Genomic DNA, 16,034 nt, shown 5'->3' with positions numbered 1-16,034 from the left:
GATTGTCTTCGGGGCCGCCGAGTCGGACACTCGTCCGGAAGCTCACCCATTCAGCCGCGCGACGCGGTCGCCTGACAGCGCAGCGTGACACTCCAGGAGAACCCATGACGGCGACCGCCCCGCCCGAGCCGACGGACCCGGTGGAGGAGGAGTCCGAGGAGCCCGGTGGCGAACGCTTCGGCGCCGTGCGGGCCCGGGCCACGGGGGTCGCGCGCTGGCGGCCGGTCACGACGGTGACGGCGCTCCTCGTGCTCGTCGCGGGGATCGGCACCGGCGCGTTCTGGACGCCGCTCGCCGACCGCACGTGGGCGTCGTCGATCGCGACCGGGGTGCCCGCACTCGCCGAGGGCCACTGGTGGACGCCGCTGTCCGCAGCGCTGGCCGGGACCCACCCGGTCGGCGCGCTGCTGGGGTTCGTCCTCGCCGTCGTCGGGCTGGGCTGGGCCGAGGGCCGGCTGGGGTCGGGGCGCACGGCGGCCGTGCTCGTCGTCGCCCAGCTGGCCGCGGTGCTCCTGGCGATCGGGGTCGTCGTCGCGCTCGCCGCCACCGGCTGGGTGTGGGCGGTCGCGCTGGCCGGCGCGCTGACCGGCGGCCTGTCGACCGGCGTGCTCGCGGTGCTCGCGGTCGCGTCGGCCACGCTCAGCGCGCCGTGGCGCCTGCGGCTGCGCCTCGTGCTCGTCGGCGTCGCGCTGGTCGGGCTGCTGTTCCTCGGCCACCTCGCCGACGCCGCCCACACGCTCGCGCTCGCGGTGGCGCTGCCGCTCGGGAGGCGGATCGCCGGGCCGGACCTCGCCCCCGCCACCCCGAACGGGCGCCCGGGACGCCGCGAGTGGCGGCTCGTGGCGGCGGCGGGCCTCGTCGTCATCGCCGTGATCCGCGTGCTCACCCTCCTGGTGCCGGTGGCCGGACCGCTGGGCAGCACGGCGTCGGACTCGACGCTCCTCGAGACGCTGGTGTCGGTCGTGATCTCGCTGGTGCTCGCCGAGGGGCTGCGCCGCGGGCGCCGTCTGGCGTGGCTCGCGGGCCTCGTGCTCGGCGCGTTCTACCTGCTCGTCGGGCTGTTCGTGGTCGGTGTCGTCATCTGGGCGCAGAGCACCGGCCAGATGGACCAGGTCGAGCTCGTCGGTCTCGCGGTGTTCGTGCCCAACGCGGTGCTGTGGTCGGCGCTGCTGGTGTGGCTGGTCCTCGGCCGGCAGGCGTTCGCCGTCCCCTCGCGCCGCCGGCTGCGGCGCCGGGCCGGCGGCGCGGCGACCGGCCCCGACGTCGCCCGCGACGCCCTGCACCGCCACGGCGGCTCGACGCTGTCGTGGATGACGACGTGGCCGGAGAACCGGTACCTGGAGCACGCCGACGGGGTCACCGCCTACCGGGTGCACGCGGGCGTCGCCGTGGCTCTCGGCGACCCCATCGTCGCCCCGGCCGACCGGACCGCGGCGCTGGAGGACTTCCGGGCGCTGGCGGAGCGGTCGGGCTGGATGCCGTGCCTGTTCTCGACCACCGAGGCGCTCGCCGACGCCGCCCGCGCGGACGGCTGGCGCGCCCTGCAGGTCGCCGAGGACACGCTGATAGACCTCGAGGGCCTCGAGTTCAAGGGCAAGCCCTGGCAGAACGTGCGCAGCGCCTTCAACCGTGCGGGCAAGGCCGGGATCGAGCACCGGATGGTGAACCTCGCCGAGGAGCCGCGCTCGGTCGTCGCGCAGGTGCGGGCGATCTCCGAGGAGTGGGTCGGCGACAAGGGCCTGCCCGAGATGGGCTTCACCCTCGGCGGCGTCGAGGAGGCGCTCGACCCCGAGGTGCGCACCGGGCTCGCGGTCGACGCCGAGGGCCGGGTCCACGGCGTCACCTCGTGGCTGCCGGTGTACGGGCCGGACGACGTGGTCGTCGGCTGGACCCTCGACGTCATGCGCCGCAGCCAGGACGGCTTCCGCGCCGTGGTCGAGTACCTCATCGCCTCGGCGTGCCTGACCTTCCAGGCCGAGGGCGCGCGCTTCCTCTCGCTCTCGGGCGCGCCATTGGCGCGGGCCGGCGACTCGGACGACGCCGTGGAGGGCGAGCACGTCCTCGACCGCGTCCTCGACCGGATGGGCGAGCTGCTCGAGCCCTACTACGGCTTCCGCTCGCTGCACACGTTCAAGGCGAAGTTCCAGCCGCGCTACGAGCCGATGTTCCTCGTCTACCGCGACGAGGCGGACCTCCCGCGCGTCGGTATCGGCATCGGGCGCGCCTACCTGCCCGACGCCGGCGTGCGGGACCTCGTCGCCCTCGTGCGGAGCTAGGCTCTCGACCATGGCGGACGACGACACCCTGGGCACGATCCACGCGCTGGTCGACGAGGAGCACCGCCTGCGGGCGCACGGCGAGGCGATCACCGACGACGACCGCGCGCGCCTCGCGCAGGTCGAGGAGCAGCTCGACCAGTGCTGGGACGCGCTGCGCCGCCGCCGCGCCGGCCGCGACTTCGGCGGCGACCCGGGCGAGGCGACCGCGAAGCAGGTGCACGACTACCTGCAGTAGGCCTCCATCCGCACCACCTGCCCGTCGCGGACGGTGAACACGTCGACGACGTCCACCGTGTTCGGCGTGCCGTCGAGCAGGACGCCCTCGAGGTGGTGGGCGATCTCGACGGTGTCGCCGACCACGCTCGCCCGGCGCTGCGACCGCATCTCCCGCCAGCCCTTCCGGGACGCGTCGAGGTACTCGTGCACCGCCGCCGGGCCGCGCCGCTCCCCGCGCATCGGGAACTCCTCGGGCTCGATCCACACGATGTCGGGGTGCATCGGCGCGACCGCGGCGTCGATGTCGCCGCGCTCCCACGCCTCGTAGGCGCCGAGGACCAGCGCGACGTCGTCCTGACTCGTCATGCGCCGGACGCTAGGGCCGCCGCGCCGTCCGCGGGGCGGTGTTCGCGCAGGGCGGAGGCCGGCGAGCTCGCCGGATCGATCTCTCGAGGGAGCCGTGGGTGTCGTCGCGCCGCGAGGGGCACGGTGCGCAGGCGACGAAGCCTGTCGATCATGCGCACCGTGCTCGTCGCGGGCGAGCGCCCGCCATGATCGCCCGCTGGCCACGTTTCAGCGAGTGGCGCCCCTCGCCCGCCTATCCGAGCGAAGGTGCCCTTCGCTCAGTTCCGCGCAAGACACCTCGCCTCGCGGGTTCCGGCGAGAGGCGCCCCTCGCCCGCCTATCCGAGCGAAGGTGCCCCTCGCTCAGTTCCGCGGGACGCGCTCAGCCCGCCGGCACCGCCGCCGGCGTCGCGACGTGCGGCGACGGGAAGCCGCCGACCGCCTGCTCGAAGGCGTGGGCGACGCGCAGGCAGGTGGCGTCGTCGAAGCGCCGACCGATGATCATCATGCCGACGGGGAGCCCGTCCGCCGAGGCCGAGGGCACGGACGTCGCGGGGTGGCCGGTGACGTCGGTCGGCGCCGTGTTGACGATCATCTCGAGGGCCCGCACCACGACCTCGGCGGGCGGGGCGTCGGCCGACGGGATCACGCTGGGCAGGATCGGGACGGTCGGCATGACCAGCACGTCGTGGTCGGCGAGCGCCGCGTCGTAGGCGGCGCGGGCCGTGGGCAGCAGGTTGCGGGCCATCGCGTAGTGCCGCCCGTGCTCGCGGGTCAGGGCGTGGCGCCCGGCCATCGTCACCATCTTCACGGTGTCCGAGAACAGGTGCCCGCCGTCGGCGCGGCGCTGCCCGTAGTGCGCGATGAGGTCCGGGTCGTAGAGCCCGTCCCAGTTCATCCCGTAGCCGTTGCCCTCGATCATCTGGGCGACGACGCCGTCGGTGGCGACGACCGTCCAGACGTCGAACGCGTGCCGGTGCCACGGCACCGAGATCTCGTCGACGGACAGGCCCGCGCGGGCGAGCACGTCGACCGCCGACCGCACGCTCGCGTCGACCCCCGGCGCGGACAGGCCCTCGATCCCGAACCCCTCGGTGACCACGCCGACGCGCAGCCCCTCGGCCCCGCGGGCGATCTCGGCGAGGTAGTCGACGGGCACCACGGCGTCGGGCTGGCGCGGGTCGAGGCCGTCGGGGCCGGCGAGGATCCCGAGCGCGAGGGCGGCGTCGGGGACCGTGCGGGTCATGGGACCGAGGTGGTCGATCGTCGACTCGATCGGGAACGCGCCGGTGTAGGGCACGAGGCCGTGGGTCGGCTTGTGCCCGACGATCCCGCTCATCGCGGCCGGCATGCGCACCGACCCGCCCTGGTCGCCGCCGGTCGCGAGGTCGACCTCGCCGGCCGCGAGCAGGGCCGCGCTCCCGCTGGAGGAGCCGCCGGTGGTCCGGCTCGGGTCCCAAGGGTTGCGCACGGGCCCGGTGTGCGAGGTGTGGCTGCCGCCCGAGAAGCAGAGGTCCTCGCAGACGGACTTGCCGGTGACGGTGGCGCCGGCCTCGAGCAGGCGCGTCACGACGGTCGCGTCGCGCGCCGGGACGTAGCCGTCGACGAGGCGCGACCCGTTGGCCATCGGCACCCCGGCGACAGCGGTGTTGTCCTTGACGGCGACGGTCCGCCCCGCCAGCGGGCCCTCGGGCGCGCCCTCGACGCGGCAGCGCACGTACCAGGCGCCCCACGGGTTCTCCCCCGCCGCGGGCCACGACCACTCCCGCTCCGGCGCGACCGGGGCCTCCGCGGCCCACAGTTCCTCGACCCGGTCGTACGCCCCGAACGAGCCGGTGACCAGCGGCGCGAACGCCGCGAGTCCCTCGGCGTCGAGTCCCAGACGGTCGCGCTCGGCGAGGGCGGCGAGCTCTTCGGGGGTGGGCGGCGTGACGGGCACGGCATCTCCTCGGGAGGTCGGGAGCGGCGGCGGAAGGCTCACCGTAGGCACGGCGGACCACCCGTGGGTCACGACCGGATGACGGTGCCGATCAGTCGGGCGCGGAGCGTGACCGGGGTGTCGACGGGAGACGCGCTGGGCGGACCGGGTGGCGGTAGTCGCGGTCGCCGGGTCCCGGCTCCGGGGTCCCGTCCGCTCCCCACTCCGTGTCCGGCACCTCGGCCTCGGCCTCCACGGTGGCGGGGTCCGGCGGCCGCCGGACCAGCCAGGCGGAGGTGACGGCGCCGATGACGGCGAGCACGGTGACGGCCAGGAACGCCGCGACGTAGCCGTGGTCGGAGGCGCGCTCGGCGACGTCGAGGTACTCGACGACCTGCGGGTCGAACGTCCTCGGCACCAGCCCCGTCTGCTGGGCGTCGGCGAGGGCGTCGCGCAGCTCGATGCCGCGCTCGGGCGTCAGCGGCGGGAGCCCGCGCTCCGCGACGCCGTCGACCAGCGACTGGATGTAGGTCAGGTGCAGCAGGGCGTAGAGCAGCGCGATCCCGACGGCGCCGCCGCCCTGCTCGGCCGTCGCGGACACGCCCGACGCCTGGCCGTGGTCGCGCTCGGGCACGGTGTCGAGGCCGACCGGGTCGTTGACGGTGAGCACCACCGCGAGCCCGACGCCGTAGACGACGAGGCCCGGCAGCAGCGCCCAGAAGTCGTTGGCCGGCATGCCGAGGGCGAGCAGGACCCCGGACACCGCGAGGAGCGCGAAGCCCACCACCAGCGGCGGACGCCCACCCGCCTTGTCGTACCAGCGCCCGACCAGCGGGGCGATCGCCACCATCGGCACCGTCGTGGCCAGCAGCGCGAGCCCCGCCAGCGCGGGATCCATCTCCAGGTTGAGCACGAGGGCGAGCGGCAGGATCAGCCCGAGCCCCATCTCCGCCATGCCGGCGAGGGCCTGGGAGATCGTCGCCCCGCGGTAGTCCCGGCTGCGCGCGAGCAGCCCGAGGTCGAGCAGCGGGTCGGCGACGCGCCGCTCCCGGACGACGAACAGGACCGCGGCGAGCACGGCGACGGCCAGGGAGACGAGCACGTCGGGGGCCGTCCAGCCCTCGGTGGTCGTCTGGGCGAGCCCGAACACGAGGCCGACGAGGACGAGCCCGAGCAGGGCCGCGCCCGGCAGGTCGACGTGGACCCCGCGCCGGCGCGGCGGGTCCGGCGGCACCGCGCGCAGGGTCGCCCACAGCGTCACGGCGAGCAGCGGGAGGTTGACGAGCAGGACGGCGCGCCAGCTGATCGCCGAGGTCAGCAGGCCGCCGATCGTGGGGCCGAGCGCGCCCGCGGTGGCCGCGATCCCGCCCATGGCGCCGAGGGCCCGGCCGCGCTCCTTCGCGTCGAACGCGCTGCTGAGGATGGCCACGGTCGCCGGCAGCATCAGCGCGCCGCCCGAGCCCTGCAGCACCCGGGCGACGATGAGGACGGTGAAGTCCGGCGCGACGCCGCCGACGGCCGAGGCGCCGGCGAAGACCACGGAGCCGAGCAGGAACACCCGGCGGCGCCCCAGCAGGTCGCCGAGGCGCCCACCGAGCACCAGCAGGCCCGCCAGCGGCAGCAGGCTCGCCGTGAGCACCCACTGCACGAGCAGCGAGCTCACCCGGAAGTCCTGCGCGATGTCGGGCAGGGCCAGCGGGACCGCGGTCTGGTCCACGAGGATCATCGCGTTCGCGAGGGTCATCGCGGCGAGGACCATCCGCTGCCCGGCGCGCGAGGTCGCCGACGTGGTCATGGTCGGAGCGTCGTCCACGGGGGCGCGGCGTTCAAGGCTCAGCCCCGGGCGCGGTTCAGCCGGCGGTCGATGACGGGGCCGAGGAGGCGCTCGACGGGGTTGGTGGCGAGGAGCAGCAGCAGGGGCCAGTACCCGAGCTGCGGCGCCACGAGCGTCACCAGGAAGACGAGGAGGAAGAGCGAGGCCGTGCTGCCGGTGGCGACGTGACGCGGTGCCCGGTGGTCCTCGCTCTCCAGCGAGCGCCGCACCATGATCGTCATGACCGACAGGAGCGCGCTGCTGACGAACAGCGTGAACACGTAGAAGCGCAGCGTGAACGGGTCGTCCTCGAACGCCCCGACCATCTCGGTGGGGAAGGGCAGCACGACGATCGTGAACAGCCAGACCGTGTTGACCCACACGAGCCGCGGGCTGACCCGCGTCGCGGCGTTGAAGACCCGGTGGTGCGCGGCCCAGAACCGGGCGATGACCACGAAGCTCAGGACGAAGCTGCCGATCGGCGCGAGGTTCTCGGTGATGACGCTCAGCCCCGAGCGCGTGGCCTCTCCCGCCTCGGGCACGAGCTCGGCGAGCGGGAGCACGAGCAGGGTCAGCGCGATCGCCACGACGCCATCGCTGAAGGCGAGCAGGCGCTCGGGGCCGAGCCAGTCCCCGCGCGGCTCCTCGGTCACACCATGCCCGCGAGGTGCTGCGTCTCGTTCACCGAGCTCACCCGGCGCGTCCCCGACCGCGACACCAGCACCCGCGTCACCGAGGTGTGGTGCAGCGGGAACGTCAGCGGCCGCTCGATCCCCAGGATCGCCGCGACGTAGGTGTTGATCACGCCGGCGTGGCAGACGACGACGGCGGTGGCCCGCGGGTCCTGGCGCGCCGCGATCGCGTCGAGGGCGGCCAGGACGCGGGCCGTGAACGCGGGGCCGTCGACGTACGCGGGGAAGACCCCGGCGCGGATGGCCTGCCAGTCCTCGTCGGCGTCGTCGCGCAGGTGCACCGGGCGGTAGCTCGCGCGTCCGGCGTCGAACTCGCAGAGGTCCTCCACGGCGGCGGGCTCCGGCGCCCCGAGCAGCCGCACGGCCGGCGCCGCGCTCTCGCGGGCGCGGCGCATCGTCGAGGTGACGATCTCGGCGACGCCGTCGCGGTCGGGCGCGCCGGCGAGCCACTTCGCGAACCGGTCGGCCTGCTCCTCTCCGCGCGCGGAGATCGCGGGGTCGGCGCCGGCCGCGCCGGGCTCGGCGGTCGCCGCGAGGGGCTCGGCGTGGCGGACGAGCAGGAGCTGGGTCATCGGGCGGGGACGGCGTCCCCGTGGCCCGCCGACCGCAGCCCCTCACGGATCGCCTCGGCGTGGCGCTCCATCTCGTCCTGGTCCGGGTCGCTCTCGGCCCGGCTGAAGTCGAACGCCTCGAGGCCCCAGGCCGGGTGGACGTGCACGTGAAGGTGGGGCACCTCGAAGCCCGCGATCATCAGCGCCACCCGCGGCGGCGACCAGACGTCACGGATCACCGCGCCGATGCTCTTGGCCACCCCCATGACGTGCTCGAACAGGCCGTCCGGGGCGTCGAGCCACTGGTCGACCTCCTCCCGCGGCACCACCAGCACGTGGCCGGGACCGAGGGGGTTGATCGAGAGGAACCCGACCACCTGGTCGTCCGACCAGACGAACCGCCCGGGGATCTCACCGTTGATGATCTTTGTGAAGACCGTCGCCACGGCGGGCATGCTAGCGACCGGCGCGCCGGCCCGCGGCCCCGTCCTGCATCGATCCTGTGCTGTCGGTCCCGGCCCGTATCCTCGCGGGGCACGATCGGGCACCCCCGCTCGTCCCGCCCGATCCCCACCCCGCGGAGGAACCCCGAATGCAGCCGTGGCCCGGCACGTCCTACCCCCTGGGCGCGACCTACGACGGGGCCGGGACCAACTTCGCGCTCTTCAGCGAGGTCGCCGACGCCGTCGAGCTCTGCCTGTTCGACGAGGCCGGCGAGGAGACCCGCATCGCGCTGCCCGAGCGCGACGGCTTCGTGTGGCACGGCTACCTGCCCGGCATCGTCCCGGGCCAGCGGTACGGCTACCGGGTCGCCGGCCCGCTCGACCCGGAGCAGGGGCAGCGGTGCAACCCCCACAAGCTGCTCATCGACCCGTACGCGAAGGCGCTCGACGGCACGCTCGGCACGACGTACTCGTGGGACGAGGCGCTCTTCGGCTACCACTTCGAGGACGCCGACGAGACCAACCACGACGACTCGGCGCAGTACGTGCCGAAGTCCGTGGTCATCAACCCGTTCTTCGACTGGCACGACGACCGCCCGCCGCGCACGCCGTACCACGACACGGTGGTCTACGAGGCCCACGTCAAGGGCCTCACGTATCTGCACCCCGAGGTGCCCGAGGAGATGCGCGGCACCTACTCCGGCGTCGCGCACCCGGCGGTCATCGCCCACCTGCAGCGCCTCGGCATCACCGCGATCGAGCTCATGCCCGTGCACCAGTTCGTGCACGACGACGCCCTCGTGCAGCGCGAGCTGCGCAACTACTGGGGCTACAACACCATCGCCTTCTTCGCCCCGCACTACGGCTACGCGAGCGTCGGCATCACCGGTCGCCCGGCGCCGGGCGCGCACGTGCAGGAGTTCAAGGCGATGGTGCGCGACCTGCACGCCGCCGGCATCGAGGTGATCCTCGACGTCGTCTACAACCACACCGCCGAGGGCAACCACCAGGGCCCGACGCTGTCGATGCGCGGCATCGACAACCAGGCGTACTACCGCCTCGTCGACGACCAGCCGCAGTACTACATGGACTACACGGGCACCGGGAACTCGCTCAACGTCCGGCAGCCCCACACGCTGCAGCTGATCATGGACTCGCTGCGCTACTGGGTCACCGAGATGCACGTCGACGGCTTCCGGTTCGACCTGGCGTCCACGCTGGCCCGCGAGTTCTACGACGTCGACCGGCTCTCGACGTTCTTCGACCTCGTGCAGCAGGACCCGGTGATCTCGCAGGTCAAGCTCATCGCCGAGCCCTGGGACGTCGGTCCCGGCGGCTACCAGGTGGGCAACTTCCCGCCGGGCTGGACCGAGTGGAACGGCAAGTACCGCGACACCGTGCGAGACTTCTGGCGCGGCACGCCCGGCACGCTGGGCGAGTTCGCCGCGCGGCTCACCGGGTCGTCGGACCTCTACCAGGACGACGGCCGCCGGCCCTACGCGTCGATCAACTTCGTCACCGCGCACGACGGCTTCACGCTCAACGACCTCGTCTCGTACAACGAGAAGCACAACGAGGCCAACGGCGAGGGCGGCCAGGACGGCGCCGACGACAACAACTCCTGGAACCACGGCGTCGAGGGCCCCACCGACGACGCGGCGATCCTCGAGCTGCGCCAGCGCCAGCGCCGCAACTTCCTCACCACGCTGTTCCTGTCGCAGGGCGTGCCGATGGTGCTGCACGGCGACGAGATGGGCCGCACCCAGTACGGCAACAACAACGGCTACTGCCAGGACTCCGAGATCTCCTGGATGGAGTGGTCGCCGGAGAAGGCCGACTCGGAGCTCATGGACTTCACCGCCAAGGTGTCCGAGCTGCGCGCGTCGCACCCGGTGTTCCGGCGCCGCCGCTTCTTCAACGGCCGCCCGATCCGGCCCGCGGCGGGTGCGCCCGACGCCGAGGTGCAGCGCGACATCGCCTGGTTCACGTCGTCGGGCGAGGAGATGACCGACCAGGACTGGGAGTCCGGCGAGGCCGCCGTGCTCACCGTGTTCCTCAACGGCGACGGCATCCTCGAGAGCGACCCGCGCGGCCAGCGCGTCGTCGACGACACGTTCCTGCTGATCTTCAACGCCCACCACGAGGACGTCGAGGTCACCCTGCCCGGTGAGGGCTTCCCCCACCGGTGGGCCACGGTGCTCGACACCACCACCGGGGAGGTCGCCGTCGGCACCACCCGCACCACCCAGACCTGGAACACCCCGCCGCTGCCGGACGACCTCGACGACCGCGTGGGCGGGGACGCCCTCACCGTCACGTCACGCTCGATGGTGCTGCTGCAGCGCACCGACGTCACGGAGAACGCGTGACCACGCCCCGAGCGACCTCCACCTACCGGCTCCAGCTCTCCCCCGCGCAGCCCTTCGGCGCGGCGCGCGAGCTCGTCGGCTACCTCGACGCCCTCGGGGTCGGCACGCTGTACTGCTCGCCGATCCTGGAGGCCTCGCCGGGGTCGACCCACGGCTACGACGTCGTCGACCCCACGCGCGCCAACGACCAGCTGGGCGGCGAGCAGGGCCGGCGCGAGCTCGTGGCCGCGCTGCGCGAGGCCGGGCTCGGCGTGCTCGTCGACCTGGTGCCCAACCACATGGGCGTGGCGGCGCCCGAGGCCAACCCCTCGTGGTGGTCGCTGCTCCGGCTCGGCGCCGAGTCGCCGTACGCGTCCTGGTACGACGCCGACCTGAGCCGGCGGATCCTCATTCCGGTGCTGGGCTCGCCCGAGGACGTCGAGGCGCTGACGCTCTCCGACGACCGCTCGGAGCTGCACTTCTACGAGCACCGCTACCCGGTGGCGCCGGGGACGGGCGAGGGCACGCCCCAGGAGGTGCACGACCGTCAGCACTACGAGCTCGTGCACTGGCGCCGCGGCAACGCCGAGCTCACCTACCGGCGCTTCTTCGACGTGTCCGACCTCGCCGCCGTCCGCGTCGAGGACCCCGAGGTGTTCGACGCCGTGCACGCCGAGGTGCTGCGCTGGCGCGCGGCGGGCGAGCTCGACGGCCTGCGGATCGACCACCCCGACGGGCTCACCGACCCCGGCGCCTACGTGCGCCGGCTGCGCGCGGCCCTCGGCGACGACGCCTGGCTGCTGGTCGAGAAGATCCTCGGTCCCGACGAGACGCTCCCCCGCTCCTGGCCGGTGGACGGCACGACGGGCTACGAGGCGCTGCGCGAGATCGGCGGCCTGTTCGTCGACCCGCGCGGCGAGGCCCTCGTCGACGCCGTCGCCGCGCAGCACACCGGCGTGCGCGAGGGGCTCTCGACCACCGAGCACGCCGCCCGGCGCCTGGTCACCGACGAGATCCTCGTGGCCGAGGTCCGCCGGATCGCCGGCCACGTCCCGGGCGACGGCGACGAGGACAAGGTGCGCGAGGCCGTCGCCGAGCTGCTGTGCTCGTTCCCGGTCTACCGCTCCTACCTGCCCGAGGGCCGCGACACCCTCGACCGCGCCGTCGACACCGCGGCCGCCGCCCGCCCGGAGCTCGCCGACATCGTCCGGCGCATCCACGCGGCGATGACCGCCGAGCCGGACGGGACGCTGGCCCGGCGCGTGCAGCAGACCAGCGGGATGGTCACCGCCAAGGGCGTCGAGGACACCACCTTCTACCGGTGGAACCGGTTCGTCGCGCTCAACGAGGTCGGCGGGGCCCCGGACCGCTTCGGGGTCTCCCCCGCCGAGTTCCACACCCGCGCCGCCGCCCGCGACGCGGCCTCGCCGGCCACGATGACCACGCTCTCGACCCACGACACCAAGCGCTCCGAGGACGTGCGGGCGCGCCTGGCCGTGCTCAGCGAGCTGACCGCCGAGTGGGGGGCGTTCCTGCGCTCGGCGTCGGCGCGCCACCCGCTCCCGTCGCCGTCGCTGGAGCTGCTCGCCTGGCAGTCCGTGCTCGGGGCGTGGCCGATCACCGAGGAGCGCCTGGCGGGCTACCTGACCAAGGCGTCCAGGGAGGCCAAGCTCGTCACCGCGCACGTCGACGCGGTGCCCGAGGTCGACGAGGCGATCGCGGCGTGGCCCGGCCAGGTCCTCGCCGACGCCGACGCGGTCGCCGAGATCGAGGCGTTCGTCGCCCGGCTCGACGCCCCGGGCCGCGTGAACTCGCTGGGCCAGAAGCTGCTGCAGCTCGCCGGGCCCGGCATCCCGGACGTCTACCAGGGCACCGAGTGCTTCGAGTACTCGCTGGTCGACCCCGACAACCGGAGGCCGGTCGACTTCGACCTCCGGCGCCGGCTGCTCGGCCGTCTCGACGACGGGTGGACGCCGGGTGCGGACGACACCGACGCCGACGCGGTGGCCGCCACCAAGCTCGCGGTGGTCACCGCGGCCCTGCGGCTGCGGCGCTTCCGGCCCGAGCTCTTCCGAGGCTACGCCCCCGTGCCGGCGTCCGGCGTCGCGGCGGAGCACGCGGTCGCGTTCGCCCGCGGGGGTCCGGCCGGGCGGGAGCGTCTCGTCGCCGTCGCCACCCGGCTGCCGGTGGGCCTCGAGGCCGCCGGGGGCTGGCGCGACACCGTGCTGCCGCTGCCCGGCGGCGCCGACGACTGGACCGACGTGGTCACCGGCCGCCCGGTCGAGGGGTCGGCGCCGACGCTCGCGAGTGTGCTCGATCGCTTCCCGGTGGCGCTGCTCGTCCGCCCTGCCTGATCCTGCTTGGATTCGGTCATGGCCGACGTGACGGACAGCCGTCCCCGCTGGCACGGTGTCCTCGAGCGGATCTCCCAGGCGCGCCGGGGCGACGCCAGCGAGTCGCTCGCGGCGGTGTTCATGCTCGGCGCGACGGTGCTCGCGCTGCTCTGGGCGAACTCGCCGTGGGGCTCGACCTACGACGCTTTCTGGCACACCCCGCTGGCGATCTCGCTGGGCGACTGGTCGATCGACCTCGACCTGCAGCACTGGGTCAACGACGGCCTCATGGCCCTGTTCTTCTTCGTCATCGGGCTCGAGGTCAAGCGCGAGTTCGCCCTCGGCGAGCTGCGCGACCGGTCCAAGGCCGCCGTCCCGCTCACCGCCGCGGTCGCCGGGCTGGCGCTGCCGGCCGTGCTGTTCCTGCTGCTCAACCCGTCGGGGCCGGCGGCCTCCGCCTGGGGCGTCGTCATCTCGACCGACACGGCGTTCCTGCTCGGCGCGCTGGCGGTGATCGGGCCGGGGCGCGCCGAGCGTCTCCGGATCTTCCTGCTCACCCTCGCCGTCGCCGACGACGTCGGCGCGCTCGCGATCATCGCGCTCGTCTACACCGACGAGGTCCACGTCGTCCCGCTGATCGTCAGCATCGTCGGGCTGCTGATCATCTGGCAGCTGCGGCGCCTGCGGGTCTGGCGCGGCGGGGGCTACCTCGTCGTGTCGCTCGTGACGTGGCTGGCGCTCTACGAGTCCGGCGTGCACGCGACGCTCGCCGGGGTGCTGATCGCGCTCCTGCTGCCGGTCTATCCGCCGAAGCGCAAGGAGGTCGAGCGCGCCGCGGCCCTCGCCAGGGCGTTCCGCCAGTCGCCCAACCCCGAGTACGCGCGCAGCGCCCGGCTCGGGCTCGAGCGGGCGGTGTCGGTCAACGAGCGCCTCATGCGCCTCTGGCAGCCCTACACCGCGTTCATCATCGTGCCGGTGTTCGCGCTGGCCAACGCGGGCGTGCCGCTGACCGCCGAGACGCTGCGCGCCGCGATCGTGTCGCCGCTGTTCTGGGGCATCGTGCTGGGACTCGTGGTCGGCAAGTTCGTCGGGATCACCGGCGCGACCGCCGTGCTGGCGCGCCTGCGGCCGGGGAGCCTCGCGCCCGGGCTGACCATGCCGCAGATCGCGGGCGGCGCGGCGCTCTCGGGCATCGGGTTCACGATCTCGCTGTTCATCGTCGACCTGGCGCTCGACGACGAGGTGCTCGCCGACACGGCCCGCGTCGGCGTGCTCGCGGGGTCGGTGATCGCGCTGGGCCTGGGCGCCGTGGTGTTCCGCGCGGGCCGGTCGTTCCTGCCCGAGGAGCCCTCGCGCGACCTGCTGCGTCCCGTCGACCCGCGCCGCGACCACATCCGCGGCCCCGTCGGCGCGCCGCTGACCATCGTTGAGTACGGCGACTTCGAGTGCCCGTTCTGCGGCAAGGCGACCGGCAACATCCGCCAGGTCCGCGAGCACTTCGGCGACGACATGCGCTACGTGTTCCGCCACCTCCCGCTCGACGACGTCCACCCCCACGCCCGCAGCGCCGCCGAGATCGCCGAGGCGGCCGCCCGGCAGGACCGGTTCTGGGACGTGCACGACACGTTCTTCGCCCACGCCGACGCCCTCGAGCGCGACGACCTCATCGCCTACTGCGCCGACCTCGGCCTCGACATCGACCGCCTCGAGGAGGACCTCCGCGAGGGCGACCCCGAGAACCACGTCGAGGACGACGAGATCGACGCCCGGAGCAGCGACCTCCCGGGCACGCCGACCTTCTACCTCGCCGCCGGCGATGCGGTCCCCCAGCGCCACGTGGGCCCCTACGACGCCAAGACCCTCATCGGCGAGCTGGAGCGGATGCGCGCGAGCAGCGGGAACGTCGCCGACCCGCGCTGACCCACCCTGCTGCAGCGAACGTGGTGTTCGCGGCTCCTCGGCGCGCGAAGTCCCCGTTCGCAGCGCGCCGAGATGGGTTACTGGCTGGTATTCCTCGCCTGGCGAGACGTACCAGCCAGTAATCGCCGCGGGCGGGTCCCCGTCAGCGTCGGCGAGGCCGCGGCGGGAGGGCGACGGTCGGCGCTTCCGGGCCGGCCATGGTGTCGGTCTGCGCGTCGGCGCCCGCGTCGTCGTCCGGGTCGGCGGCGTGCCGGCTGCGGCGGGGTCGGTCGGCCGCGCGGGACATCGGCACCTCGGCGGCCGCCGGGGCGGCGCGGTCCGTCGGCGTCTCCGTCCCCGGCCGCGCGACGACCTTCAGCTCGCGCAGCACCCCGCGCCGCGCCGGCGTGTCCCCGCCCGCCGCGCCCGACGCCGACGCAGCGAACGGCGCGTTCGCTGCGTCGGGAGCAGCGAACGGCGCGTTCGCTCCGTCCGCGCGCTCGGGGACCTCGCTCGCCCCGCCCTCGCGCGGCGCGGGTGCGCCCGGCGCCTCGGCGTCGTCCACGCGCACCACCGGCTGTGAGCCCGTCGCGGTGTCGGCGGCGCGTTTCGCCTCGGCGGGGTCGGTGCGGCCGCGCTCGGCGAGCGGGAGGGCCGGGTGCCGGCGGGCGGCGCGCCGGTAGAGCAGGGCGGCGACGACCAGTCCGGTGGCGACCAGTGGCACGAGCAGCGTCCACCACGTCCCGCCGCGGAACGACGCGTTCGCGACCGCGTGGGCGACGGCCACCGGGAAGCACACGTAGCTCGTCCAGTGCACGACGAGCCAGGCGCGCTTGGACAGGTACTTCCGCAGGCTCGACGAGATCACCACGGCGAGCAGCAGGTCGAGCGACACCGCCCCGAGCGCGACCGGCCACGGGTTGAACGAGGCCGTGAAGGGGACGACGAGGTGGTACCACCGCAGCGGCAGGTACGGCGTCACCAGCACCGTCACGACGTGCAGCAGCACGAAGACCACGGTGATGAGCGCGAGGTTGCGGTGCAGGGCCACGAGCACGAAGCGCGGCAGGGCCTGTCCGAGGACCCTGGTCAGCGACGTGTTGTGCAGCGCGCCGAGCGCGAGCACCACGCCCAGGAGCAGGAGCGCGACGAGGCCGAGCGCCCGCGAGACGTTCCAGAGCTCGATCACGGGACGGGA

The 16,034-nt window shown here is 74.2% G+C and carries 12 protein-coding genes; 5 read left to right on the top strand and 7 right to left on the bottom strand.

What is annotated here, in order from left to right; translation table 11 throughout:
* The first annotated feature begins 104 nt into the window (after nt 1-104).
* A complete protein-coding gene (locus EV188_RS28915; protein WP_133829792.1) occupies nt 105-2,276 on the top strand; it encodes a bifunctional lysylphosphatidylglycerol flippase/synthetase MprF in 2,172 nt (723 codons plus the stop codon).
* Nucleotides 2,277-2,286: 10 nt separating this feature from the next.
* Entirely contained in the window at nt 2,287-2,514 is a 228-nt protein-coding gene (locus tag EV188_RS28910) for a DUF2630 family protein (RefSeq protein WP_133829791.1), read from the top strand.
* Here EV188_RS28910 and EV188_RS28905 read toward each other — a convergent pair.
* The 6 genes from EV188_RS28905 to EV188_RS28880 form a co-directional block, all read right to left on the bottom strand.
* A complete protein-coding gene (locus tag EV188_RS28905; RefSeq protein ID WP_133829790.1) occupies nt 2,502-2,861 on the bottom strand; it encodes a nuclear transport factor 2 family protein in 360 nt (119 codons plus the stop codon). The genes EV188_RS28910 and EV188_RS28905 overlap by 13 nt on opposite strands.
* 360 nt (nt 2,862-3,221) lie before the next feature.
* Nucleotides 3,222-4,778 (bottom strand): amidase, encoded by a 1,557-nt coding sequence (locus tag EV188_RS28900; protein ID WP_133829789.1) that lies wholly within the window; start codon nt 4,776-4,778, stop codon nt 3,222-3,224.
* 91 nt (nt 4,779-4,869) lie between these two features.
* Complete coding sequence (locus EV188_RS28895) at nt 4,870-6,552, bottom strand: MFS transporter (protein WP_133829788.1); 1,683 nt, start codon at nt 6,550-6,552, stop codon at nt 4,870-4,872.
* Nucleotides 6,553-6,590: 38 nt separating this feature from the next.
* On the bottom strand, nt 6,591-7,223 hold the full coding sequence (locus EV188_RS28890; RefSeq protein ID WP_133829787.1) for a TMEM175 family protein: 633 nt from the start codon (nt 7,221-7,223) through the stop codon (nt 6,591-6,593).
* Complete coding sequence (locus EV188_RS28885) at nt 7,220-7,834, bottom strand: histidine phosphatase family protein (RefSeq protein WP_133829786.1); 615 nt, start codon at nt 7,832-7,834, stop codon at nt 7,220-7,222. Before EV188_RS28885 ends, EV188_RS28890 begins: the two co-directional genes overlap by 4 nt.
* Entirely contained in the window at nt 7,831-8,259 is a 429-nt protein-coding gene (locus tag EV188_RS28880) for an HIT family protein (RefSeq protein WP_133829785.1), read from the bottom strand. The genes EV188_RS28885 and EV188_RS28880 overlap by 4 nt, the downstream gene beginning before the upstream one ends.
* Nucleotides 8,260-8,405: 146 nt before the next feature.
* Between EV188_RS28880 and glgX the strand changes: the two genes are divergently transcribed.
* The 3 genes from glgX to nhaA are packed head-to-tail and all read left to right on the top strand — an operon-like array spanning nt 8,406 to nt 14,857.
* Complete coding sequence (glgX, locus tag EV188_RS28875; protein WP_133829784.1) at nt 8,406-10,625, top strand: glycogen debranching protein GlgX; 2,220 nt, start codon at nt 8,406-8,408, stop codon at nt 10,623-10,625.
* On the top strand, nt 10,622-12,958 hold the full coding sequence (treY, locus tag EV188_RS28870; protein ID WP_133829783.1) for a malto-oligosyltrehalose synthase: 2,337 nt from the start codon (nt 10,622-10,624) through the stop codon (nt 12,956-12,958). Before glgX ends, treY begins: the two co-directional genes overlap by 4 nt.
* An 18-nt stretch (nt 12,959-12,976) precedes the next feature.
* Nucleotides 12,977-14,857, top strand: a complete 1,881-nt coding sequence (gene nhaA, locus EV188_RS28865; protein ID WP_133829782.1) for a Na+/H+ antiporter NhaA — start codon at nt 12,977-12,979, stop codon at nt 14,855-14,857.
* A gap of 142 nt (nt 14,858-14,999) precedes the next feature.
* Here the strand turns inward: nhaA and EV188_RS28860 are convergent, their stop codons facing one another.
* The gene (locus EV188_RS28860) at nt 15,000-16,025 is read right to left on the bottom strand and encodes a ferric reductase-like transmembrane domain-containing protein (RefSeq protein ID WP_133829781.1); all 1,026 of its coding nucleotides are present in this window, start codon (nt 16,023-16,025) and stop codon (nt 15,000-15,002) included.
* Nucleotides 16,026-16,034: the final 9 nt, after the last annotated feature.

Origin of the sequence: Actinomycetospora succinea (assembly GCF_004363095.1) — a bacterium.
Classification (GTDB): Bacteria; Actinomycetota; Actinomycetes; order Mycobacteriales; family Pseudonocardiaceae; genus Actinomycetospora; species Actinomycetospora succinea.
The sequence above is the reverse complement of the archived record's forward strand: the minus strand, read 5'-3'. Positions and strand labels throughout refer to the sequence as shown.

What these genes read in the sequence shown, in the direction of transcription:
- glgX (WP_133829784.1), top strand. Translation starts at nt 8,406, where the DNA reads ATGCAGCCGTGGCCCGGCACGTCCTACCCCCTGGGCGCGACCTACGAC.
- EV188_RS28915 (WP_133829792.1), top strand. Translation starts at nt 105, where the DNA reads ATGACGGCGACCGCCCCGCCCGAGCCGACGGACCCGGTGGAGGAGGAG.
- EV188_RS28895 (WP_133829788.1), bottom strand. Translation starts at nt 6,552, where the DNA reads ATGACCACGTCGGCGACCTCGCGCGCCGGGCAGCGGATGGTCCTCGCC.
- EV188_RS28905 (WP_133829790.1), bottom strand. Translation starts at nt 2,861, where the DNA reads ATGACGAGTCAGGACGACGTCGCGCTGGTCCTCGGCGCCTACGAGGCG.
- nhaA (WP_133829782.1), top strand. Translation starts at nt 12,977, where the DNA reads ATGGCCGACGTGACGGACAGCCGTCCCCGCTGGCACGGTGTCCTCGAG.
- EV188_RS28910 (WP_133829791.1), top strand. Translation starts at nt 2,287, where the DNA reads ATGGCGGACGACGACACCCTGGGCACGATCCACGCGCTGGTCGACGAG.
- EV188_RS28885 (WP_133829786.1), bottom strand. Translation starts at nt 7,834, where the DNA reads ATGACCCAGCTCCTGCTCGTCCGCCACGCCGAGCCCCTCGCGGCGACC.